At 46.6% G+C, this 24229-nt stretch carries 21 protein-coding genes and 1 tRNA gene; 11 read left to right on the top strand and 11 right to left on the bottom strand.

The features are described from left to right. Positions 1-81: 81 nt before the first annotated feature. Positions 82-1275 carry a coenzyme F420-0:L-glutamate ligase gene (locus ACFPTP_RS00460; RefSeq protein ID WP_381441380.1) on the bottom strand — a complete coding sequence of 398 codons (1194 nt, stop codon included), beginning with the start codon at positions 1273-1275 and terminating at the stop codon, positions 82-84. Positions 1276-1387: 112 nt separating this feature from the next. Between ACFPTP_RS00460 and ACFPTP_RS00465 the strand changes: the two genes are divergently transcribed. After that, positions 1388-2272, top strand: coding sequence for a LysR family transcriptional regulator (locus ACFPTP_RS00465; RefSeq protein ID WP_381441382.1), 885 nt, complete (start codon positions 1388-1390; stop codon positions 2270-2272). A gap of 31 nt (positions 2273-2303) precedes the next feature. Here ACFPTP_RS00465 and ACFPTP_RS00470 read toward each other — a convergent pair whose 3' ends face one another. Beyond that, positions 2304-3572 (bottom strand): OFA family MFS transporter, encoded by a 1269-nt coding sequence (locus ACFPTP_RS00470; RefSeq protein ID WP_381441383.1) that lies wholly within the window; start codon positions 3570-3572, stop codon positions 2304-2306. A 257-nt stretch (positions 3573-3829) separates the two neighbouring features. Between ACFPTP_RS00470 and ACFPTP_RS00475 the strand changes: the two genes are divergently transcribed. Further along, positions 3830-4363 (top strand): GNAT family N-acetyltransferase, encoded by a 534-nt coding sequence (locus ACFPTP_RS00475; protein WP_381441385.1) that lies wholly within the window; start codon positions 3830-3832, stop codon positions 4361-4363. Positions 4364-4399: 36 nt separating this feature from the next. On the opposite strand, the gene ACFPTP_RS00480 is transcribed toward ACFPTP_RS00475, so the two are convergent. The 4 genes from ACFPTP_RS00480 to ACFPTP_RS00495 all read right to left on the bottom strand — a co-directional run bounded on the left by ACFPTP_RS00480 (position 4400) and on the right by ACFPTP_RS00495 (position 8434). Continuing rightward, complete coding sequence (locus tag ACFPTP_RS00480) at positions 4400-6064, bottom strand: ribonuclease J (protein WP_381441386.1); 1665 nt, start codon at positions 6062-6064, stop codon at positions 4400-4402. A gap of 67 nt (positions 6065-6131) precedes the next feature. Then, positions 6132-6203, bottom strand: a tRNA-Asn gene (locus ACFPTP_RS00485). Positions 6204-6307: 104 nt separating this feature from the next. Continuing rightward, positions 6308-6679 carry a cytochrome-c oxidase gene (locus ACFPTP_RS00490; protein WP_381441388.1) on the bottom strand — a complete coding sequence of 124 codons (372 nt, stop codon included), beginning with the start codon at positions 6677-6679 and terminating at the stop codon, positions 6308-6310. A 90-nt stretch (positions 6680-6769) separates the two neighbouring features. Next, entirely contained in the window at positions 6770-8434 is a 1665-nt protein-coding gene (locus tag ACFPTP_RS00495) for an ABC1 kinase family protein (protein ID WP_381441389.1), read from the bottom strand. A 327-nt stretch (positions 8435-8761) separates the two neighbouring features. On the opposite strand from ACFPTP_RS00495, the gene ACFPTP_RS00500 reads away from it, so the two are divergent. Then, the gene (locus ACFPTP_RS00500; protein ID WP_381441391.1) at positions 8762-9472 is read left to right on the top strand and encodes a sulfite exporter TauE/SafE family protein; all 711 of its coding nucleotides are present in this window, start codon (positions 8762-8764) and stop codon (positions 9470-9472) included. 70 nt (positions 9473-9542) lie between these two features. Here the strand turns inward: ACFPTP_RS00500 and guaC are convergent, their stop codons facing one another. Next, a complete protein-coding gene (guaC, locus tag ACFPTP_RS00505) occupies positions 9543-10526 on the bottom strand; it encodes a GMP reductase (protein ID WP_381441392.1) in 984 nt (327 codons plus the stop codon). Positions 10527-10729: 203 nt separating this feature from the next. On the opposite strand from guaC, the gene ACFPTP_RS00510 reads away from it, so the two are divergent. The 5 genes from ACFPTP_RS00510 to ACFPTP_RS00530 all read left to right on the top strand — a co-directional run bounded on the left by ACFPTP_RS00510 (position 10730) and on the right by ACFPTP_RS00530 (position 16646). Next, the gene (locus ACFPTP_RS00510) at positions 10730-12283 is read left to right on the top strand and encodes a sensor domain-containing diguanylate cyclase (RefSeq protein ID WP_381441393.1); all 1554 of its coding nucleotides are present in this window, start codon (positions 10730-10732) and stop codon (positions 12281-12283) included. Positions 12284-12296: 13 nt separating this feature from the next. After that, positions 12297-12473 carry a hypothetical protein gene (locus tag ACFPTP_RS00515; protein ID WP_381441394.1) on the top strand — a complete coding sequence of 59 codons (177 nt, stop codon included), beginning with the start codon at positions 12297-12299 and terminating at the stop codon, positions 12471-12473. A gap of 208 nt (positions 12474-12681) precedes the next feature. Next, the gene (locus ACFPTP_RS00520; protein WP_381441395.1) at positions 12682-12867 is read left to right on the top strand and encodes a hypothetical protein; all 186 of its coding nucleotides are present in this window, start codon (positions 12682-12684) and stop codon (positions 12865-12867) included. 176 nt (positions 12868-13043) lie between these two features. Beyond that, a complete protein-coding gene (locus tag ACFPTP_RS00525) occupies positions 13044-16184 on the top strand; it encodes a DEAD/DEAH box helicase (RefSeq protein ID WP_381441396.1) in 3141 nt (1046 codons plus the stop codon). A 27-nt stretch (positions 16185-16211) separates the two neighbouring features. After that, complete coding sequence (locus ACFPTP_RS00530) at positions 16212-16646, top strand: hypothetical protein (protein ID WP_381441398.1); 435 nt, start codon at positions 16212-16214, stop codon at positions 16644-16646. 152 nt (positions 16647-16798) lie between these two features. On the opposite strand, the gene ACFPTP_RS00535 is transcribed toward ACFPTP_RS00530, so the two are convergent. The 4 genes from ACFPTP_RS00535 to ACFPTP_RS00550 form a co-directional block, all read right to left on the bottom strand. Further along, complete coding sequence (locus tag ACFPTP_RS00535) at positions 16799-17788, bottom strand: nuclease-related domain-containing protein (RefSeq protein WP_381441904.1); 990 nt, start codon at positions 17786-17788, stop codon at positions 16799-16801. Between the two features lie 271 nt (positions 17789-18059). Then, on the bottom strand, positions 18060-19697 hold the full coding sequence (locus ACFPTP_RS00540; RefSeq protein ID WP_381441399.1) for an outer membrane lipoprotein-sorting protein: 1638 nt from the start codon (positions 19695-19697) through the stop codon (positions 18060-18062). Continuing rightward, positions 19687-20232: an RNA polymerase sigma factor gene (locus ACFPTP_RS00545; RefSeq protein WP_381441400.1), complete on the bottom strand. Its 546-nt coding sequence runs from the start codon at positions 20230-20232 to the stop codon at positions 19687-19689. Before ACFPTP_RS00545 ends, ACFPTP_RS00540 begins: the two co-directional genes overlap by 11 nt. Positions 20233-20371: 139 nt before the next feature. After that, positions 20372-20635 carry a DUF2188 domain-containing protein gene (locus ACFPTP_RS00550; RefSeq protein ID WP_381441402.1) on the bottom strand — a complete coding sequence of 88 codons (264 nt, stop codon included), beginning with the start codon at positions 20633-20635 and terminating at the stop codon, positions 20372-20374. Positions 20636-20773: 138 nt separating this feature from the next. Here ACFPTP_RS00550 and ACFPTP_RS00555 point away from each other — a divergent pair, with 138 nt between their 5' ends. The 3 genes from ACFPTP_RS00555 (at position 20774) to ACFPTP_RS00565 (ending at position 24154) form a co-directional block, all read left to right on the top strand. Further along, positions 20774-21571: an ABC transporter ATP-binding protein gene (locus tag ACFPTP_RS00555; RefSeq protein WP_381441403.1), complete on the top strand. Its 798-nt coding sequence runs from the start codon at positions 20774-20776 to the stop codon at positions 21569-21571. After that, on the top strand, positions 21564-23204 hold the full coding sequence (locus ACFPTP_RS00560) for a hypothetical protein (protein ID WP_381441404.1): 1641 nt from the start codon (positions 21564-21566) through the stop codon (positions 23202-23204). The genes ACFPTP_RS00555 and ACFPTP_RS00560 overlap by 8 nt, the downstream gene beginning before the upstream one ends. Before the next feature lie 128 nt (positions 23205-23332). Next, positions 23333-24154, top strand: a complete 822-nt coding sequence (locus tag ACFPTP_RS00565; protein ID WP_381441405.1) for a GNAT family N-acetyltransferase — start codon at positions 23333-23335, stop codon at positions 24152-24154. The last annotated feature ends 75 nt before the right edge of the window (positions 24155-24229 follow it).

The raw sequence follows: 24229 nt of genomic DNA on the forward strand, positions 1-24229 counted from the left end.
AATGAACGATAAACTCGGGGAAATGATCGAAATCCCGATAAACTACAAAAAAGCCCTCAGTCAATGACCAAGGGCTGAATCTTACTTCGTGTAGTTATCAAAATATCCTTGAATGAACACAATCGGAGTTCCTTTATCACCGCTGCCTGATGTCAGGTCGGATAAAGAACCGATAAGGTCAGTCAGTTTACGTGGAGTTGTTCCTTGGGATTCCATGGAACCAACTAGATCTTCCTCTTTGTTCTCAATGAATTCATTGATTGCTTTTTTCAACTCTTCGCCGCGCAGGTCAGCGAAGTTGTTGTCTGCAAGGTATTTCAATTTAATCTCATTTGGTGTGCCGTCGAGGCCTGCTGTGTAGGCAGGGGATACGACTGGATCCGCAAGCTCCCAGATTTTGCCGACTGGGTCTTTGAAAGCACCGTCGCCGTAGACCATGACTTCAACTGTTTTTCCGGTCTTTTCCTTCAATGAAGCTTGGATAGTGTCGACGACCGGCTGGCAGTTGCGAGGGAAGAGTTTCACGCTGTCTTCGGTCGCCTTATTGGAGCCAAGCAGTCCGTATGCTTCATTATAACCACTGCCATCGACAGGCTCGGCAAGGATATTATCGAGGCTGTAGATCTTCTCTCCGCCGTTCGCTTTCAAGATGCGTTTCGTTCTGAAACGTGAATGGATATCGCAAGTGAGCACGTCTTTCGTGTAATCAAGAATCGTCTTCGCGTTATTCGAGAAGATGACTTCGCATTCAACACCGTACTCTTCAACGATGGATTTATAATAATCGATATAGTCGATACCTGTAAATGTATGTTTATTGTAGCCGAAATGGCCACGGAATTCTTCTTCAGTCAACACGTCCGTCCATGGGTTGACGCCTTTTTCGTCAAGCGTATCAATATCGACAAGGTGGTTGCCGACTTCATCGGATGGATAGCTGAGCATCAAAACGATTTTCTTTGCAGCACCTTTCGCGATTCCGCGAAGACAGATGGCAAATCGGTTACGGCTTAAAATCGGGAAAATGACACCGATTGTACTATCGCCGAATTTTGCTTGGACGTCTTTCGCAATATGATCGACTGTCGCGTAATTGTCTTGGGCACGAGCTACGATGGATTCCGTGATGGTGACGATATCTTTGTCATTGATGGCGAATCCTTCGACTTCCGCCGCTTTCAATACGCTATCTACGACGATTTCTTCGATATGGTCCCCTTTATTGATAATCGGGCAACGAAGACCTCTGACAACCGTTCCTACTACTCTTTCCAATGTTATCGCTCCTTATCGGTATAACTTAACTGACGATCTACTTGTACTATACTACCGTTTAATGGTATAAGTAAAATTAATAGTTCTAATGATGGGTATAAGAGGTGATTATGTGGTTAGCAAGTTAGACTTGTACCGTGTTTTTTGTATTGTAGGCAAAAATAATAGCTTTTCCGGGGCGGCAAAGGAACTTTTCATGACTCAACCCGCGGTCAGCCAGTCGATTATGCAGTTGGAACGGGAGCTTGATACACGCCTCTTCAACCGGACGCCAAAAGGAGTCACACTGACGAATGAAGGAAGCCTTCTTTTGGAGTATGTTAACTCGGCCATCAATTTAATCGAAATCGGGGAAGAAAAGATCGCTGAGTTCAAAAACCTGACGACCGGCGAGCTGAGGATCGGTGTCGGGGACACGATTTCTAAATACTTTCTCCTTCCCCAACTGGAAGCCTTCCGTGCTCGTTACCCGAATATCAAATTAAAAATCGAAAATGGCACGACGGAGGAACTCATTTCATTCCTCAAATCGGGAGAAGTGGATATCGTCGTCTGCAATTTGCCTGTAACAGATCCGACCTTGAATGTGACGTCTTGCATGGATATCCATGACACATTCGTCTATGGCGATAAATATCGGAAGCTGCTCGCAAGAACAATCGGATTCGAGGAACTTGCCAAGCTGCCGCTCATTTTCCTCGAGCCGAGTTCCAACTCGAGGAAATATGTCGAGGAACACTTCTTGTCCAAAGGCGTGAAAATATCTCCCGAATTCGAATTGGGCTCCCATGATCTCGTCGTTGAATTTGCGAGAATGAATATGGGGATTGCCTGTGTGACGAGGGAATTCACAGAAGACTATTTGGAGAGAGGCGTGCTTCACGAAGTCCAGCTAGCCGAACAGATTCCGCATCGAAGCATCGGCGTCTGTTCCTTGAAAAGCGTGCCGCTATCTCCGGCTTCGACGAGATTTTGGGAGCTCTTGGTGGGGGAATGAATAAAAGGGTGCCTCCGAAAAGGCATCCTTTTTAATTCGCCACGAATTTTTTCTTCCAATTCGGATCTTCACTTTCCAAGGATACTTTATCAGGTTTCACAACGAGAATACTGATGAGTGTCGCGACCGTGAAGAGTCCCATAATGACATAGAGCACGGCGTCATATGTTTGCGTCTTTTCCAAAATAAAAGCACTCAATTGATTGCCCGACAATCCCGCCAATGCCCAGGCGGATAAAGCCAATCCATGCACAGTAGAAATCGTATCTAAACTGAAACGGTCAGATAACAGTGGCGGCAACGATGAAAACCCTCCGCCGTAACCTGCATTCACGATACAAAGCAAGGCGATAATGAGGATCGCCATGGATTTCGTCATGCCATCAAGCAGAATGGTTAATAGGATGATTGTGATAGAAGAGATGAAAATAATTTTATAAATGGAATTGCGATCCTTTAAACGGTCACCCCATGAAGAGAAGACAATTCGACCGCCTGCATTGAAAATAGCCGTCAACGAACTGACCAAACCAATTGCTCCGAAGCCAATGAAAGCCAAAATGCCCTTTTCCTGCGAAATCAACGCTAATCCGCATGTGATATTAATATAGAACATAAGCCAAATGCCAATGAATGTTTTATTCGTTAACACTTTTCGATAGCTGAAGCTTCTAGCTTGTACACTCTCTCCTTCATAATCAGCTGGTTTTTTGAGCAGCAAATGTCCAATTACCATCATCACTAGATAAATACCTGCAAGTATATAAAACATTGTATATATATTTGACGCATGTACTAAAATTCCTTCGCTATTTCTTTCCCCGAGCAGCTTTTCCATTAAAGGACTTGCGATTACTTTAGCTAAGCCAAACCCGGCAACAGCAAGGCCCGTCGCTAAACCTTTTTGCTTCTCAAACCAAAGCATCAATGTCTTTACCGGTGTTAAATAACCGATGCCCAGCCCGATTCCCATCACAATCCCATAAGAAATATAAATACCGATCAATGACTTTTGATAAATGAAGAAACCCGTCCCTGCCATCCCAGCGACAAAAAACAAGGCTGACAGAAGGGACGACTTATGTATATCTCTCTCGACCAATTTTCCGCCGAAAGCTGCCGACATCCCAAGGACAAAAATTGCTAAACTGAATGCCCATTCCACTTGACCGACAGGCTTCTCGATGTAATTGGCAATATCGTTCTTGAACAATGACCAACAGTACACCGTACCAATACTACAGTGGATTAATAAAGCGGGAAGTACAGCCCGCACCCACTTATTCTCAAATTTCTTCAAAGTATTACTCCCTTTCTCGCAAGTGGTAAAAACACGAACGATTAATTGATGTTAATTTGAATTCATTCGGTTTATATTTAAATATATAAGTATTCTAGTTCTGTTTTAAGGAAAATACAACTAATTTACGAAAATTATTAAAGAGGTTATGTATTTTGTTCGTATGTAAGGAGAGAACTTAGAAGAAAAACAACCTTTTACGAGAAAATTACACTAGAATGAAAGAGATAAATTCATAACAAGGGGGAGCTCATAGAATGTTTGCATATCAAATTGATGAAGGCATTGAATTGCGTTTATTGGAACTCAGACACGCCGACCAGCTATTCCAGTTGACCGATCAATCAAGGGAAAGCCTTCGCGAATGGCTACCATGGCTCGATTTCACAAGGACGGTCGCTGATTCGAAGAATTTCATCGGGGGCACTTTGCAGCAGTTCTGCAGAAATGACGGCTTCCAGGCAGGCATCTGGTACAAAGGGGAGCTTGCTGGTGTGATTGGCTTGCACGGCATTAATTGGTCAAACAAATCGACATCGATCGGCTATTGGCTAGGTTCTGGATTTGAAGGCAAGGGCTTGATGACGAAAGCATGCAAGGCGGTCGTCGACTACTGCTTCACGGAATTGGAACTGAATCGGATAGAAATCCGTACGGCGACTGAAAATATAAAAAGCGCAGCCATCCCACAACGGCTCGGCTTCAAACAGGAAGGCCGTTTGGAACAAGCAGAGTGGCTGTATGATAAGTTCGTTGACCATTTTGTGTTTGGCTTGGTGAAAGACCAATAAAAAAGCGGAGGACAAGCGATGTCCTCCGCTTCATTCTTATATCTCAATAATAAAAGGAAGGATCATCGGCCTTCTTTTCGTTCTTGTATAAAGAAGCTTTTCAACGGCTTTCCGGATGGCATGTTTCATGTCGTTCCGGCGATAGCGGGTTGATGGTTTAGCTTCCTTGATCGTTGAGACGACCAACTCATTCACTTCCTTGTAAAGCTCATTCGCATCGCGCTCGTAGACGAAGCCCCGGGAAATCGTGTCCGGGTTCGAGATGATCCGGCCGTCCCCTTTGCTCATGGATACGACAATGATAAGCATGCCCTCTTCGGAAAGCAGTTTGCGGTCGCGCAAGACAACCTTGCCGACGTCGCCGATGCCAAGCCCGTCCACAAATACATTCCCAGCCTCCACATTCCTCGTTTGGCGGGCAACTCCTTCATGAATGTCCAAGACATCCCCGTTATTCAGAATGAAGATATTTTCACTTTCCACACCAATCGACTCTGCCATTTCCTTATGCAGCTGCAACATGCGATATTCACCATGGATCGGAATGAAATAAGTCGGTTTCATTAACGAAAGCATCAGCTTTAACTCTTCGCGATACGCATGTCCGGAAACATGCATGCCGGTTGCGCCACCTGTTCCATAAATAACTTTGGCTCCGAGACGATACAGGTTGTCGATTATACGCGATACGCTTTTTTCATTCCCCGGAATTGGACTGGAAGCGAAGATGACCGTATCTCCGGGATAGACGGATACTTGTCGAAAATTATTGGTCGATAGACGCGACAGCGCAGCCATCGGTTCGCCTTGGCTGCCGGTACAGATGACGACGACGTTTTCAGGATCCATCTGATCGACTTCCTGCGGTTCGATCAGCATATCTTCAGGGATGTCCAAATACCCGAGTTCATCAGCGACAGAGACGACATTCACCATGCTTCTACCGAGCAAGGCAATTTTCCGGTTTGTCATTTGCGCAGCTTCAATGATTTGCTGTACGCGATGGACGTTTGAAGCGAATGTCGAGATGAAGATTTTTCCTTCCGCTTCCCGGAACGCGTCCGCGATATGCTTGCCGACAACCCGTTCGGATTGCGAAAACCCTGGGCGTTCCGCATTCGTGCTTTCGGATAATAAAAGAAGCACACCCTTCTTCCCGATTTCGGCCATTTTATGAAGGTCCGCGTAATCATCGTTTACAGGCGTCAGATCAAACTTGAAATCGCCCGTATGCACGACCGTTCCTTCAGGCGTTTCGAAAGCGATGCCAAGACAATCGGGAATGCTATGATTCGTTTTAAAGAAGGTTGCGGATATCGTACCTAGGTCAACAGTTGAATCCCCGTCGATTAATGTAAGCTTCGTATCCCGGAGAAGTCCGTGCTCCTTTAATCTTAATTCGATAAGTCCGAGTGTCAGCCGTGTCGCATAGACGGGCACATTCATTTGTTTTAAGAAGTACGGAATGCCGCCGATATGATCCTCATGCCCGTGAGTGACAATGAGGGCGCGTACGTTTTCCCTGTGTTCCTTTAGATAGGTTATGTCTTGGATAATGAGGTCGACCCCCAGTAAACTTTCGTCCGGAAATTTCGAACCGCAATCGACGACGACGATATCGTCCTCATATTGGATGACGTACATGTTTTTCCCGATTTCATTGATGCCGCCTAAAGCAAAAACCGCTAATTTTGTGTCCACATCGATGTCCTCCCACACTTGGTAATGAAAAAGGGCTGTCCCGTCATATCGACAGAGACAGCCTTTACTCCGAAAGTAGGATTCGAACCTACGGCCTATCGGTTAACAGCCGATTGCTCCACCGCTGAGCTATTTCGGAAGGATATTACTAATCCTATATTGTGCAGGTTGAAAAGAATTATTCATGTTTATTTCAAAAAAATCACCTCCAAAAACAAATCGGAGGTGCAAATCAAACGTGTATTAATTTTTATTCAAACCGAAAAGGACGTTGAAGCCGAAGCAAAGGACACCTAGCACGGTCATCACGCCGCCTATTGTTGCGAACAGGAAGAAAATTTCCGGTCCTCCGAGAATGGCTGTTGCAAGGCTGATCATCATAATTGGCAAGCCGATATTATGAAGCCAGAAGTGTGCCTTCGCCATACCTGACTCTTCCAAGTTTGGATAGAGGTGATAGAATACCCCCGCCAATGCAAGCGAGACCCAACCGACTAAATTCAAATGGACGTGCACCGACGTCAAGGTAAACACATGCGTGAATGACATGTATAGGCCGAAAGAAATGCCGATCATGAAATAAACGACTGAAATCTTCATCAACGTTTTCCCCATTTTCCCCACACCTCCCTCCAACATAGAAATCTATCTATACTATTCTATGTTGGACATTTTCCTTGGAATGAGGCTGGGGTGAAGAAAACTTCACATTCGTCCGGAACGGATGATCGTGTAGATAAGGAATAGGAACATGAGTGTAGCAATGATGGAACCTGCTTCGATGATCGGGAATTGCCAAAGCATATTCGTCTGGCCTGCGATGGCTGAGCCGATGATCAAGCCGACCATGAGAATGCTGAAGGAAAGCAAGATGATACTGAATGAAAGTCGATTGCTGATCCGGTCCAGCCGGCGCAAAAAGACTTGCACTTGCTGGACGTTGATGTCGAGCTGCAGCTTCCCTTTTCGGATTGTCGTAGCAATGGCTTTCAAGTCTTTCGGCAGATTCGTCAGGATTTCGATATTTTCAACGAAGTCTTTCCATGAATTCTCGATTAGATGCTTCGGATGATAGCGATCCCGCATCAATTTCCTCCCGAACGGCTCGATCGCTTTCATAATGCTCAACTCGGGATCCAGCTTTGCGATGAGCCCTTCAAGCGTTAGAATCGCCTTGCCTAAAATCGAAATTTCCGATGGGATGATAATATGGTGGCGGTAGGCGACTTGGAACAGCTCGACGAAAATAGCCCCAAGGCTCACTTCACTTAATGAAACATCATAATATCTCGTTTGCAGATCATCCACGTCCCTCGTAAATGCCTGCATATCCGTATCGTCAGAAAGAATGCCCATTGCGGAAAATGTGTCGATCATGTCCTCCGTATTCCCTTCCCGCAAATCAAGGAGGAGAGAGGCGAAATGGTATTTCAGATCATTATCGAGCCTTCCGACCATCCCGAAGTCCAAATAGGAGACGACGTTTTCGGGAAGGATATAAATATTCCCCGGGTGCGGATCGCCGTGGAAAAAGCCTTCGTCGAGGATTTGGTGGAACATCGAATCGACAATCCGTCTCGCAATCAGCTTCCGGTCATACCCGCCGGCGTCCAGTTTTTCCAAATCATTCACTTTGACCCCATGGACCAGATCCATCGTCAATACTTTGTCTGTCGATAAATCCCAATGGACACTCGGGATATGGATGCTTGGATTTTCCTCGAATTGTTTGGCGATGCGCTCGCTATTGCGCCCTTCCACCCGGTAATCCAGTTCATCCTGCAAGGACCTTGAAAATTCGATGATCATCTCATGAAGGTGATACGTTTTTGCCCAATCGGTATTGTCTTCAAGGAAGCGCGCCAAGTCGCTCAATATCGCAAGGTCCGTCTCCACGTTTGGCCGGATGTCTGGCCGCTGCACTTTGACAGCCACTTTTTCCCCGCTAGGCAAGTGAGCGATATGGACTTGTCCGATCGAGGCAGTGGCTAATGGATTTTCATCGAAGCTGGTGAAAATGTTTTCAAGTGGTGCTTCAAGTTCATCCACCACAATTTCACGGATTCGGCTGAACGGCACAGATGTGACATGGTCCTGCAGCTTTTCAAGCTCCATGGCGATTTCCTCTGGCACAAGATCCCGTCTTGAGCTTGCAATCTGTCCAAGTTTAATGAAAGTTGGACCAAGTTCCTGCAGTGCATGACGAAGTTTGACTCCTGCATCTTGCATATTCATTTTATTTCCGCTGTCGTTTGACGATCCGCGATCGGTTAGCCCTAATCGGAAAAGAAAGTGGCTGAACCCATTGCGTAGAAAGACATTCATTATCTCTTGAAATCGTTTTGTATGCCGAATGCGTATTTTGAACAAGTCCATTCCTCCAAATCTATCGCAGCAGTTTGTTTTTCCCTATACCCTTTTAGGGGCGGGGTTAGCCATGGAAACTCTGCTGAAGATGTGTAGGTGGAAAGTCCTGAGATGAGCATAACTAGTCAAAAGTCGAGCATAACTCATGCAAACTCGCGCATAACTCAGTCCAATTGCGCCATAACTCATCAGAAATGCACCAAAACCGACTGGAAATCGCGCAAAAGGGCACTCGAAAGTACGCGGCCGCGCAAGCAATGGGCTGGCCCATACTAACTTAGCGATTAATTCCGTGTTACACTTATTGAAAACCAAAAGAGGGTCATACAATTGGACATTCTTTTATTCATCGCAATCATATTACTAGCGTCCATCCTGCAGACAGGTACCGGGTTCGGGTTCTCCATTGTGGCGACTCCGTTTCTCTTGTTATTGTTCGACGCGCGGGACGCGATTCAAATCAATCTTCTCTTATCGTTGGTCATTTCATTGGCGATGTACCGGAAAGTAAGAGGAGATATTGATATGGGGGTCATGAGGCGGTTTATCGGAGGGAGCTTTATTGGGCTGCCGGTGGGGATCATTATATTCCTGCTTGTCGACATTCCGAAGTTGAAACTGGGGATTGGCGTTGTCATTCTTGTATTGACCGCGCTGTTGCTTATGAAGCTGAAGATCAAGCAAACGCCAAACAGGGATGTTGCCATCGGCGGACTTTCGGGTTCATTGACGACGAGCATCGGCATGCCCGGACCGCCATTGCTTCTCTATTTTTCGGGCACTGACACAGCAAAGGAGACATTGCGCGGCACGACGCTCGTCTATTATCTGTTCATCTATTCCATCAGTTTGCTTATACAGATCATCTTCGCGGGTACAAGCACGACCGTATGGAAATCCAGCCTTCTCGCGCTGCCGCTCGTATGGCTCGGCCTTTACGCGGGCCAGTATCTTTTTTTAAAGGTCAATCAAACCGGCTTCCGTATTTTTATGTATATTATTCTACTGTTTACTGGGTTTTACTTGCTGTTAAACAACTAGAAGGAGAGTGAGCAGCTGAATAATAGGCATATAAAAAAAGGGCCGGCACTTCGCCAGCCCTTCTCATTTATTAATAAACCTTATCGCCATTGAAGATGGAGTTTTTCACGATGACATAATCGACTGTCCGGATGGCATCCAACTTCGTTCCGCCCGCATAGGAGATGGACGATTGGAGATCCTGCTGCATTTCAGTCAATGTGTCTTGCAACCTGCCTTTGTATTCCACATGCATTTTCTTGCCTTCGACGTTTTTCTTCTCGCCTTTTTGGAATTCCGAAGCGGATCCGAAATACTCTTTGTACAGCTTGCCGTCCACTTCGATCGTTTCACCTGGCGACTCCTCGTGGCCAGCGAAAAGCGAACCGATCATGACCATCGAAGCACCGAATCGAACGGATTTTGCGATGTCGCCATGTGTACGAATGCCGCCGTCAGCGATGATCGGCTTCGAAGCAGCTTTTGCGCACCACCGAAGTGCAGCTAACTGCCATCCGCCAGTTCCGAAACCGGTTTTAATCTTCGTAATGCAAACTTTCCCTGGCCCAATGCCTACTTTCGTCGCGTCAGCACCCGCATTTTCAAGTTCGCGCACCGCTTCCGGCGTACCGACGTTACCAGCGATGACAAACGTTTCCGGAAGATGCTTTTTAATATGCTGGATCATCCGGATTACAGCGTTTGAATGCCCGTGTGCAATGTCGATTGTAATGTAGTCCGGAATAAGCTGATCGGCAGCCAACTGTTCGACAAAGCCGTACTCTTCCTCTTTTACCCCCACGCTGATTGAAGCAATCAAACCACGGGTATGCATATCTTTAATGAATGCTGCACGTGTTTCTGGATTGAAACGGTGCATGACATAGAAATAACCGCCTTCGGCCAATTGGACGGCGATTTTTTCATCGATGATCGTCTGCATATTTGCGGGGACGACCGGCAATACGAATTTATGTTTACCTAAAGTAACGGAAGTGTCACATTCTGAGCGGCTATTCACAATACATTTAGCAGGAATCAATTGAATATCTTCATAATCAAATACTGTATCCATACATTACACTCCTAAAGGCGAATAATATTTTTTATTTCGATGAAATCGTTCGTACTTTTGTAATTTACATCATTTTTCCGTATTCGTCAATGAAATAGTATCTCTAAAAAAAGCAGATTATATTCCAATTTAAGGGTGTTCAACGGGTGTGTAGGTGATATGATGGGTGATGGTTTGAAAATTTATAGAGGAGATCGGTTGCATTGAGGCTGTCTTTAAAATATTTAATCGGGCTGGTGGCGTTATTATCAGTTTTGTTGACGTTGGCGGCCAGCATCATTTCAGGTTATCGGGTTGAGCAGCAATCGTTAATTACAAATACATTGGAAACGAACCGATCATATGCGGTGAAAATGGCGCAGTCGACGGAGTCCTATTTGACGATGACGCTGCAGTCCATGAAAGAAAGCGCGAACCAGGTTGCACCTATTTTAGGTCAAGAAAACGCAGAAGAAAAACTGCTTAACGAAGTAAATCGGATGAAGAAACAAACAAATACATTCAATTCCGTTTCCATCGTTGCTAAAGATGGTGAAATTTTGGCTGTCTCCCCGGAGACTTTGGCTTTAAAAGGGAGAAAACTCGATTCGATAGGCGGCCGTGAAGCGTTGAAGAAACGCGAGGCGTTCATCTCGCAACCTTATATCGGACTGACGGGGCGCTTGATCATTTACTTGTCCCATCCGATCTTCAACAGCGATGGTGATTATCTCGGCCTCGTCGGGGGAACGATTTATCTGAAAGAGGAAAACATCCTCCAGCAAGTATTGGGTGAACATTTTTATAAGGACGGCTCGCATGTGTATGTCATCGATACAAGCGGCCGTATCATATATCATCAAGATCCTCGCCGGATAAACGATATGGTGGCGGAAAACGAAGTCGTCCAGCAATTGATGGCGGGTAAAAGCGGCGCGATGGAAGTCGTGAATACGGAGGGAGTCGAAATGCTTGCGGGCTATGCGACGATACCGACTGCCAATTGGGGAGTTGTGACGCAAAGACCAAAGGATATCTCTTTGGCGCCTTCCGTAGCGATGATCAAGGAAATGGTTTGGAAAACGGTGCCCTTCCTCATTATCTCTTGCTTGATCATTGGCATTGTTTCAAGAATGATTGCTCAGCCTTTGACGAGGCTTGCAACGTATGCCGAGTCAAGCACAGAAAACAATCAAGGGGAAAAAATCGACGACGTGCATGCGTGGTATTATGAAGCGATCCAATTGAAAAAAGCGCTGAATCACAGCTTGAATTTCTTTATTCACCAATCAACGGTCGATCCGCTGACGAAGCTGATGAACCGCCGGATCATGGATGCCCATTTGGAAAATTGGACAGAGCAGGAGCGCCCTTTTGCATTGCTCATCTTTGACATCGATAAATTCAAGCACGTGAATGATACGTATGGACATGCCATGGGTGATGAAGTGCTGAAATATTTGGCGGCATCCATGCTTGAAGTCGCTCGGAAAGACGATGTGTGCTGCCGCTTGGGCGGGGAGGAATTTGTCATGCTACTGCCCGAAACGGGTCGGCATGAAGCCTTCCGATTGGCGGAACGGCTGCGCAAGAAGTTGGAAAGCACGATAAGTCCTTGCGGGGAAGTCGTGACGATTTCCACAGGGATTGCGATGTACCCTGAAGACCGGGTGGACTCGGCGGAACTGTTGGACTTGGCGGACCAATGTCTGTATGAAGCGAAACGGACGGGACGGAATCGTACGATTGATTGTGCTTCGATGAAAATAAAAGTGTGAGGAGGATAAAATCATGCAGTATTCGAAAACGAAAATGGAACAGCTCGTGAAAAACAATGCGGAATTGACGCAGCGGCTGAAGCAGATCATGAAAGAACATGAATTGGAAAAGAGCTTTGCTTTGAAGGCGCTGTACCACGCCGAAGTGAAGGAAAGCGGCAGGTTCATGAAGGATTATCAGGAGCTTTAAGCATACGAATAACAGGCAGGGACACGTCTATGCAGCATCGGCGTGTCCCTGCTCTTTTGTTTTTCGATAAAATCGGTAGGATTAGTGTGAATTAAAATCAGTTTCATTGAAAAGTAGGAACGTTTGTTTTATAGTGTTGGAAGGAGGCGGCAGTTCGGTTGCCATTTCGAAATAGGGGAACACCCTATAACTGAAAGGGGGGAGTCAAATGCAAAATCGGAAAGAGGAATTGGAGGAGGCGCGCTTGAAAGGGTTGAATCAAGGCATCCGGCAAGAGAAGGTTTCCACAGTGCTGACAATGCATGGCTTGGCTTTCTCCACAGAAAAAATCGCCTTGGTGACGAGGCTCACTACGCAAGAGATTGAAGCCATTATTCTGGAAAACTGGCATTGAAGGCTTTGGCTTATAAATAGTTGTTCAAGTGAAGAACCGCTTCGGTCAAATATGACTGGTGCGGTTCTTTTAGGTTGCTCCAACCATAATAAAAGACGAAAACACCTCCTCTGAGTGTTAAGATAGTATATACAAAACGCCTGTACAGGTGGAGCCCCCGAAGGGAGACAAGCAGAATGAGCACCCAGTTGACACAAAAGAAAATCATAGATCTGTGCGGCACTGTTTCATTCAAACGGGGCGAGATGTTTAACCGTGCAGGGAAAGTGACGATTGAACAATCTAGCGACACCCATTGCAAGGCGATTGTGGCGGGAAAGGAAAATTTCCATGTCACAATCGATCTTACTGATGAAGAGCCGCGGACGCAGTGCAGCTGTCCGGTCCTGCCATTCTATAAATACAAATGCCAGCATGTTGCGGCTGTTATGATTGCGATGATTGAACGGAAGAGGGAACAGGAACCGGATTTGACGGAAGGGCTGCTTTCCCTTTTCAACGAACGACCTCGAGCGAGAGGGCATCAGCTTCATTTTGAAAATAGGGAAGTACTGGGGCTGCGATTTACGTTGAAACCCGTCACTATGGGCAAACAACTTATGCTTGGCATCGAGCTGACAATCGCCGGAATCCATGTGGAAGACATCCGGCAATTTTTGAAGGATGTCAATGAAGGACAAGCAAGCTCGCTGACATCCGCATTCGCATTTGATTCCGAAATCCATTGCTTTAAACGTGAAGATGAGGCAGTGTTGCAACAGCTTATTGACAATAATCATGAAGAGGGGGCGTTCGGACATCGCTCCGTCGGACCCGACATTTTGCGAATCCCGCCTTCCTCATGGGAAAAGCTCCTACAGCTTTTGAGTGAAGCGACCGAGGTCAACCTGGAATGTGAAGGGAAATCGGGGGCTTTCCACCTTTCAGAAGCAACATTGCCAGTCCGATTTCATTTCGGAAAAAAACCTGAAACGGGACATGTATTGACGATTGATGGATTGGCATATGTCCAAGTATTGCAGGCGTATGACCTCGTCTTATGTGACGGGCAATTATTCCAACTTAGCGGTGAGGACTGCAAGCGGCTTGCCGACTTGAAACAGATGGTTGAAACGTCGGGCACTCGTCAGCTGCCGATTTCGAATGAGCAGATCGGCTTTTTCATCGAGAAGGTCGTCCCGGGCTTGCGAAGGATCGGCGAAGTCCAGCTCGATGAAACGGTGATGGACCAGCTTGTGAAATCCCCGTTGAAGGCGAAACTCTATCTTGACCGGGTGAACAACCGGTTGCTTGCGAGCCTCGAATTCCAATACGACCATATTGTCCTGAATCCTGTTACGGAGAGGGATCTGCCGGCGGGCTCTGTATTGGTCCGCGACTTGGAAAAGGAAGAGGCCGTCCTCCGGTTAATGGAGGAAAGCTCATTCGCCACAACGGATGAAGGGTATTTATTGCACAATGAAGAATTGGAATATGAATTCCTCCATCATGTCCTCCCAAAACTTCAAAAGCTTGTCCAAGTGTACGCGACAACAGCAATCAGGAACCGGATTTTCAGAGGGCATGCCAAACCGCGGATTCGGGTGAAAGCGCATGAGGACCGGACGAATTGGCTAGAATTCAAATTCGAAATGGATGGAATACCGGATAAGCAAATACGTGAAATCCTTGAGGCGCTGGAGGAAAAACGGAAATATTACCGTTTGCGAAACGGCTCCCTTCTTTCATTGGAAACGAGGGAATTTGAAGAAATCCAACGGTTTTTGAATGAAATCCCGGAAAACCTTGATGACCTCGAAAAGGGGTTGAATATACCGATGGTACGCGGCATCCGCTTCCTGGATGCAGTCGGTGACGATGAAATGTTTTCCGTCGAGGCATCGGCCCGCCAGTTTTTTGACCGGCTGCTGAATCCCGGTAATTACGCGGAAGTGCCACCGTCGCTGGAAACGGTATTGCGCGATTATCAAAAAACAGGTTTTCAATGGATGAAAACGATTGCTGAATTCGGCATCGGCGGGGTACTGGCGGACGATATGGGGCTTGGCAAGACTTTGCAGAGCATTGCGTTCATCCTGTCTGTGCTGCCTGATATCCGGGAGAAAAAACGGCGGGTCTTAATCGTATGTCCATCATCTCTAACATATAACTGGTTGAGCGAATTCCGGAAATTCGCGCCTGAAATAAATGCCGTTGTCATGGACGGGTCGAAAAAAGAGCGGGCGGAGCGGCAGAATGACGTGGAAGGAAAGGACGTGCTGATCACGTCCTATCCGTTGATCCGCCGGGATATCCAATGGTATGAGAAGCAGGATTTCCAGGTAATCTTTTTCGACGAGGCGCAGGCATTCAAAAATCCGTTTACGCAAACGGCACGGGCAGTGAAAAGAATCCACACAGACACTCGTTTCGCATTGACCGGAACGCCGATCGAAAATTCGGAGGAGGAACTTTGGTCGATCTTTCACGTCGTATTCCCTGAACTGTTCATGGGGCTGCGGGAATATAGCGAACTTACGACGAAAGCGATTTCCCGCCGCGTCCGGCCGTTTTTGCTGAGGCGGATGAAGGAAGACGTCCTTGGGGAGCTTCCGGAAAAAATTGAATCGATGGAATCCGCGGAGCTGCTTCCCGAACAGAAAAAGCTGTATGCCGCCTATTTGGCAAAGCTGCGCCATGATACATTGAAGCATTTGGATAAGGACACGATACGGCGGAATAAAATCAAGATCCTCGCCGGACTGACCCGGCTAAGGCAAATCTGTTGCCACCCGGCATTGTTCGTGGACGGCTATAAAGGGAGTTCGGCGAAATTCGAGCAGTTGAAGCAACTGATTGAAGAATCGAAGCTTGCGGGAAGAAGGGTGCTGATCTTTTCGCAGTTCACAAAGATGCTCGGCATCATTGGCAAGGAACTGGCGATGAAGGGAACCCCATTCTTCTATTTGGACGGACAAACGCCTTCTGAGGAACGGTTGGAATTATGCAATCGATTCAATGCCGGGGAGCGCGATGTGTTTTTGATTTCCCTTAAAGCGGGCGGAGCGGGGTTGAACTTGACCGGGGCGGATACCGTCATATTGTATGACCTATGGTGGAATCCCGCGGTTGAAGAGCAAGCCGCGGACCGTGCTCACCGTATGGGTCAACAGCAGAACGTTCATGTCATCAAGCTCGTCGCGCGCGGCACGATTGAGGACAAGATGAATGAATTGCAGGAGAAGAAAAGGAATCTGATTGAAGAGATCATTGATTCGAAGGATGCTGCGAATACAACTTTGACCGAGGACGATATTCGGGAACTGTTGGAAATATAGGAAGCGGTAAATACGAATGGAAAAGGAGTGGATCGGTTGAAAGCGATAAAGATTTTACTTAGTGTTGCCGTCGTCATTGTCGTTATCGGCTTCGGTGTGTACCATTTAGGGACGAAATTCATCGCCGATGAAGTGATGGGCCAAGTGGCGGCGGAACTGGAGTCGAGTGGGCAGATGGAAGCGATCCGTCAGGAAGTTCAAAAGGATCCGGAACTGCGCGCGTTTATTGAAGAAGGGAAGAATGTAGACACCTCGAAACTTCCTTTCAAAACGAAAGAGGAAGCGACTCGGGCGTTGCTGAAGAAGTTCGACCTCAGTGAAATCAATGACATACAAATTCAAGCGCGACAAGGCATGACGGCATCGGAGCAACAAGCACTGTTCAATAAAATTGAAAGCCGTTTGACGGATGAAGAGATGTTAGCGTTGAAAGCACTGGCTTATAAAGAGTTGTTCAAGTGAAAAACCGCTTCAGTCTGAGGGGACTGGAGCGGTTTTTGCTCGGAAAAGAGACGGCCGGAAAGTTATCGGTCACTTGGCCGGAGTTATCGGTCACTTCCCGGCGAATATCGGTCAGTCTGCGCGAGTTATCGGTCACTTTCACAAAGTTATCGTCATTTCGTTACTTTAGACCTAACGACTTCGTTAAGTTCTCTGACGAAATTTAGGTTCGCCACGTAAACTCTTCCCCTTCTTTCCCCTTCAAAAGGAATTCCTGACCTCCTTAGAACCCGTTTTATCTTTTGTTCGTCGGACAGACGGAAAAATTGCCGAGCTGTCTTGTTAGAAATGTGATAATCCACCAACATAAAATAATCCAGTAGTGTTTCGATGTGGGCTTGGGGGTCGATATTCTTGCATTGCGGGCAACCCCAACCACTTTGTATCGATTGCATGCCAAAGAAACCGCAATGCACACAGCGTATTCCCGGTATGAGTTCGGATGGCTGGATTCCAAATCTATCTGATAGTGGAAACGGATCAAACTCACGGTGGGCATTAGAAAGCTTATTTGCAATATCTTCAAGCTCAGGCACATCAATAACTGAGTGAAATGAATTGAGTCTTCGGAGAAAGACAGGAATTTCAAGGGGGAAAAGGAGAGTCAGATCCTTACGGTGGTTCTCGAATTGCTGTTGCGGTCTGGGGAAAACCGCTGCCTGATAAATGGGGATAGGCATGTCGTGCGCGTGAAACCAATCTTCCAGCAGCATTTTATTCCGCTCCAACTGGACTGACGGACATTCAAAAGCGTCAACTTGTCCACCTTCAAGGGTTCGGGTCAGTTGGTTTTGCGTTTCAGGAAAACTGATTCGGCCGGCGATATTTTTCACTTCAAAGATGACAGCACCTTGCTTGAAAAGAAAAAGTGTGTCGATTTGAAATTTGCCGGTGGATTGCAAGTTCAAATCATGGAAAATGTAATGCTTGAAAGGGAACTGGTATTGCTGAAAGACATTCGCCAGTATTCTCTCACCGTTTTCACCGGCTCGCGTCTTTCTCAGCTCATTCTCGATGTCCGCATAGCGTGGGTGATGCTCCGGCAACCTTCGCAGCAGCACCTCAAGCCCGATTGCCTTTAAAGAAATCGGTTTTTCCTTCATAATCAATGAGATATCGCCTCCAAATGGAATATTATTACTTCCACTCTACCATAAGAGTCTGATTATTTACTAGGAATATAGTCGGGGAAAACTTATCGTTCATTTCCGATGAGTTATCGATCAATTCCACAAGGTTATCGTTCATTTCCCGTTAGTTATCGGTCAGTTGCAAGAAGTTATCGGTCACTTTCACAAAGTTATCGTCATTTCAGGACCTTTGCCTCATCGCAAACGCAAAAAAGGCAGCGCACAACACGCTGCCATTCCATATTCATTTCTTCAAATCATATCCCACAACAGTCCAAATGCCTGTGGAATCCTTCCGCACCAAACGTTTCAAATAAACCCTGCCGATTGCCGACTTTTCACTGTTCACTTGCACAACCGCATCTGCATTCGATTGTTCAACCACTTTCAAATCCTCGTAATCGATAGGATAATCCCCAACAATCCCTTCCGGTGAAAGCTGAAGACTCGCAAATACTTGCGAGACGAATACCGGGTCGAGATTCCATGGCGAGTTGCCCGCATCGACGCTTTTTTGTGTGTTTTCGACGACAACGATGTCATAGGGCACTTCGACTTCAGGGGACTTCCCGGATTCCATATCGGACGTCGGGATTTCTACCGTTCCGCCGGCTACTTTTTCTGCGAACACTTCAAGATCATCTCTTGAAGCATTTCCCGAGATGACAAACTCAAAGCCGTCCTGTTGCCAGCGAATGGAGCTGATGTCCGTCATCGTTCCATATGGCCCAGTTCCAAGTAGACCGGTCTCGACCAGGACAGGAAATTGAATTTCCGCAGGCTGGCCATTGACAGTGCCGGTTACTGCACTTAAAGCAGGATTCAACGGTCCGCTCGCTTTCCCTTGAGAAAGAACAATCGTGCCACCGTCGTTTATCCGGTACGTTGTATTGATGACTTTTTCATTCACACTGACCGCAATTTTTTCAAACGGATAGGGAAGAACGGTCGGTGTGAAGCCTGCAGCAAGTTCCGCTTCATGCCAATCACTTACGACTATTTCTGGCTTTCCTTCAACGACCACATAGCCTTTCGGTACATTGTAAGCAAGGACATCCCCGGGAATTTCATCAACAATATCTATAGAAGAGTACTGAATCGTATATTGAATGGCGTTTTGCCACGCCGTCTGCTTCTTCAAAGGCAGTTTTGTTTCGTCGTCAACCCACACCTTATACGATTCGCCCGCTTTCGGAGTCACTTCAATGACAGTCGATTTTCTGCCGGCGACTGTTTCCTTGCCAATGACGGATGTGGTGAGAGCATTTGAAATTTCCTTGATTTCATTTCCTAGTTCAAATGTGAAGCGGTATGAGTCAGGGAATGCGGGCAACAAATGGATTTCCTCGTTGACGGAATCCACTTGCCATTTGTTCTCCCCGTCATTCACAGTGGTGACTCCCTTCTGGAAGCCCTCGATCCCTTTCACAACATAGCGTCCGTCTTGGTCCGCCCAAACTTCCAATTTTGCTTGGGTGGAAGAGGTCCCTTCTTTATTCGTAGAGATGACGTCAATCAACCCATGATAGGCACTCAACTCGCTGTATGCCTTCTCCATCGCCTCGACAATGGAAGGGCGAGACATCGGCAGAAGCACGGTGAATAAAAAGATGACGGCCGCCGCAATCCCTGCCAATCCGAACATCAAATGCCGTTTCGTCCGCTTTCGTGGCGCTTTCTTCCGCCAATGTTCCGACACTGAGCCGATCAGCCTCTCTTCGAAATCAGAATCTGGCATTTCGGGTTCCTTTAAGCTCCGGACCAGCTTGGCTGTCGAATAAAGTTCCTCAAGCTCTCCATTCTCCTCCGATAACGCATCCGGTTTTCTTTCCGCATTCAGCCTGTCGATGAATTCCGATAACCTTTTCTCGTCATTCCTCATTATTCATACCTCCCATCCCTTGAAACCCTTTCATGATCGCAGCGAGCGCCTGTAATGCGCGATGCTGCATGACACGGATATTTCCATCGGTTTTCCCCATTAGCTTTGCCGTTTCCGCAGTCGAATAGCCTTTCAAAATCCGTAGCTCTATGACGTTCCTTTGCTCATCATTCAACTGGCCAAGCGCTTTTTCAATGAGGAAACGTTCATCGCTCAGCCGGGTTTCATCCTCAACTGCCGCTTCCGGCGTGGTTATGGAGTCGAGGTGAAGCGGCGTGCCCCGCCGTTGTTTCATTCGCCACGAATCACGGATCAGGTTGAGCGCGACTGTTTTCAAAAAGCTCATATGTTTGGCGGAATCGATGCGCCCTTTTTGAAGGTAGGGAATCGCCTTGATGTAGGTTTCCTGTGTGATTTCCTGCGCCTCCTCCCGATTTTGCACTTTATAGTAGATGAATTGGTAGAGCGGTTTCCAAGTCGTCCGGCAAATCTCTTCGATGGATGTGTCGTTTGGACCTTTCTCATCGTGTTTCATCGGCCTTCATTCACCTCTTCCATGTTGCTCTAACTAATTAAACGACTTTCGGATGCCTGGCGTTACAGTCGCTTCAGATTTATTTTATGTAGGATAAGGAACAAAAAAATGCCCAGAGATCCGCGTCTCTGGGCTCTTCTTATTCATCTCCGTATTCCAACTGCTCCTTGATTTTCCCGTCATCTCCATGAATATAAACCATCGTTCCGGCTTCCTCAGCCATCCGTTTGGCTTCATCAACCGCATCATTTCTGGAATCAGCCGTATAGGCCGGTTCATCGTTGCCTTCCTTTTTCACAGCCCATCCTTCATCATGATGGGGAACGACGTGGAATCTCGCATCGTCCGTTCCTGCACGGTCTTCAAAATACTCATCTTGGTCTCGTTTCTTATCATGTGTCATATGATAACCTCCTTCGTTGTAACCAGTCTTGTACCCTTCCATTACCCTGTTGGGTGGAATCAAAACAGCGGAAAATCATAGAATAGTATGCCTTCTCTGGTTATAAAATGGTAAACTTAAACAAACGGGGGTGTTGATATGGATTCATCCAATATGGTTTTATCTTTACGGAATGTCACGATGACGTACGGGAATCATCGTGTGTTGAATGGCGTGAATTTGGAAGTGGAACGGGGGCAGATCATCGGCTATATCGGTCCTAATGGTGCTGGTAAAAGTACGACAGTGAAGATCATGCTAGGTTTGATCCAAGATTATGAAGGACAGGTAGTCATCTTCGGCGAGGACATCGCTTCGGGGGACCCGTCTTACAAAAGAAGAATTGGTTACGTGCCGGAGCAGGCGGAGCTGTACGATAACTTGACGGCGATGGAGTACCTGGCGTTCACGGGGGAATTGTATGGGCTTGACCGTGCATTCGCGGAGGAAAAAGCGCAGAAGCTCATGGAGGAATTTGAGCTTGGCCATGTGCTGCACTCCCGAATCTCGTCATTTTCCAAAGGAATGAAGCAGAAAGTGCTCATCATTTCGAGCCTCTTGCATAATCCGGACCTTCTGTTCTTCGATGAACCGTTAAGCGGATTGGATGCGAACAGCATGATGGTCATCCGTGAAATGCTCGCGCAACTGGCGGCGCAAGGAAAAACGATCTTTTATTCCTCGCATATTATGGATGTCGTCGAGAAGATCAGCAATCGGATTGTGCTGCTCGTCAAAGGGACCGTCGTAGCGGATGGCAGCTTCGAGGAATTGCAGGAAATGAGTGAAGAGGGGTCGCTTTCCGATATTTTCAACCAGCTGACGGGGTTCACGGACCACGCGAGTCGGGCAGAGCGATTCATTTCGATTGTAGAGGATGGAACTGCCAATGCATGATTTCCGGACATTGGCGATCCTCTCCAAATTTAGACGGCTATTCATAAAAGCAGGCATTGACTATGACGCAATGGAAACCATCTTACGCATGAAATTGACGATGGATGGCAGACGAACGCCGACCATTTTCAATGGGCAGAAGAAAAAGGAAGGCAATCAGTTCCTGAAGTCTTTATGGATCTACGGTTTGTATGGGCTTATGGTGATCCCATTCCTTCTCTTCGGGGAAGACCATTATATTTTCCAAATGAGCCTCGTCTTCGGAATAATCATGTTCATTTTGGCAACGACGATGGTGTCCGACTTCTCTTCTGTCTTGTTGGATTTGCGGGATAAGACGATTTTGCAGACGAAACCGGTGAGCAGTAAGACGATCAATACTGCGAAAACCGTCCATATATTGATTTATATGTTTTTCATAACAGGGGCCTTCATTGCCATCCCACTCGTCGTCGGGTTGTTTGCGAAAGGAATTCTATTTACCCTTATATTTCTTGCGGCATTGGTGTTGACGATGCTCTTTATCGTTGTGATTACGTCACTCGTCTATTTTGCGGTCCTACGGTTCTTTGACGGCGAAAAATTGAAGGACATTATCAACTACGTGCAAATTCTGCTGTCTGTCGGCGTCATCGTCGGCTATCAGATTGTCATCCGCGCCTTCGACTTTGTCGACTTGGATTTAACGTATTCATTCAGCTGGTGGCATCTGTTTTTGCCGCCGATATGGTTTGGTGCAGCATTTGACCTATTGTTGAATCAAGACTTTTCAAATGTGCTGATTCTATTGTCGTCACTCGCTTTGCTCGTCCCAATCCTCTCCATGTATGTCTATGTGCAGCTTATGCCGTCGTTCGAACGTAATATGGATAAGCTGATGAGCGAGTCGAAAAATAAGCGGAAGAAATCGAGCTGGTGGGTGGATATTTGGGCAAAGCTTTGCTGCCGGGGCAGGGAAGAGAAGACATTCTTCCGCTTTGGAACCTTGATGATGGGGCAGGAGCGGGAATTCAAGCTGAAAGTTTATCCTTCGCTTGGCTTTTCAATGGTATTTCCGTTCATTTTCATCTTTATGGAACTGCAAACGAGGACATTGGCGGACATCGCTACGGGGAAAATGTTTTTGCTCATTTATTTTGGAAATATGATGATTCCGACCATCGTCCATACGATGCAGTTTTCAGTGAATCATAAAGGGAGTTGGCTCTTCAAGGCTGCGCCGATCCAGCAACCTGCTGCGGCGTATAGTGGGACGTTAAAGGTATTTTTAGTGAAGCTGTACATGCCGATTTTCATCTTGCTGTCGATTGTGTTCATCGTGATTTTTTCGTGGCGAATCGTTCCCGACCTGTTCGCGGTTTTATTAGGGTCGATACTTCAGACATTGCTCACGTATAAAGGGCTCAATTCAGGCGCCTTTCCGTTCACCGAATCCTTCGATTTTGCACAATCGGAAGGCTCGGCTAAACTGATTTTGCTCACTCTACTGGCAGGGATTTTTGTCATATGCCACCTGATCGCAAGTGCGATAACAGGTGGAGTTTACGTATATATCGCTGTGCTGGTCATCGCGATATTCATCGGCTGGCGGAAGGTGTTTCCGATGAAGCGAGAAATGCCAGTTCGGTTGTGAGTTGGAGTACAAATACCAGTTTTCAATGATTCCCAACATATTTAGACTACTTGATCAATTTAGAATACATGTAGGCAATTTAGCAATTCCCCCTTATAATTAGTTTGAGGTAAATGAGGAGGAAAACAATGTTAACGCCTGAACAGCTACAAGCAATTGAAAACTTGCAAAAAGAATGCGAGACATATGACGGGGTATCATTGAAGTTAAACTGGGATATGCTTCGCCAACGAAAAGATCAGTCGATGGATTTTTTTCATTACGTGGATGGCGAGCTAGTTGCGTATTTGGCCCTTTACGGCTTTGGCTCAACTGTTGAAATTTGCGGGATGGTGAAGCCTGCTGAACGAAGGCAAGATAACTTTTCTGATTTGTGGAATCAAGCATTGCAAGTCATCAAGGAAAAGGGATACAAAAAAATCCTCTTAAATGCGCCTTCGACTTCTGAGTCGGCAAAGAGATGGCTTGAGAATCAGCCATGTACCTATGATTTTTCTGAGTATCAAATGGTCTGGAAACAGCAGTCTATGGAAGAAGGGAGAGGTATCCAATTAAGGCAATCAACCGAGGATGATGCGCCGTTTGAAATCCAATTGGATATGTTAGGCTTCGGCATGTCGCTGGAGGACGCTACAATTCATAAACAAGAAGTGAAAAATAATCCGAATGATGCACATTACATTATTGAAGTGGATGGCAAGAGTGTGGGCAAGATCCGAGTGAGCCGGAATGATGGCGAATCCTATATTTATGGATTTGTCGTTCATCCCGACTTTCAAGGGATGGGATATGGCCGCCAAGCATTGCAAGCGGTCGTCCATATGGAAGAGCCTTCCGGCAATCCGGTCAGACTCGAAGTGGAAGCGAAAAATCGCAATGCCCTCCGTCTTTATGAGTCAATCGGGTTTCGGACTGTCCAAGGACAGGATTATTATCTTTGGGATGAATAAATGAAACCGCTTCAGTCGGAGGAGACTGAAGCGGTTTTTTACTCGTTTAAGAAAACACGGCAACGCAATTACATT

The organism is Sporosarcina koreensis (genome assembly GCF_042655825.1).
Taxonomy (GTDB): Bacteria; Bacillota; Bacilli; order Bacillales_A; family Planococcaceae; genus Sporosarcina; species Sporosarcina koreensis.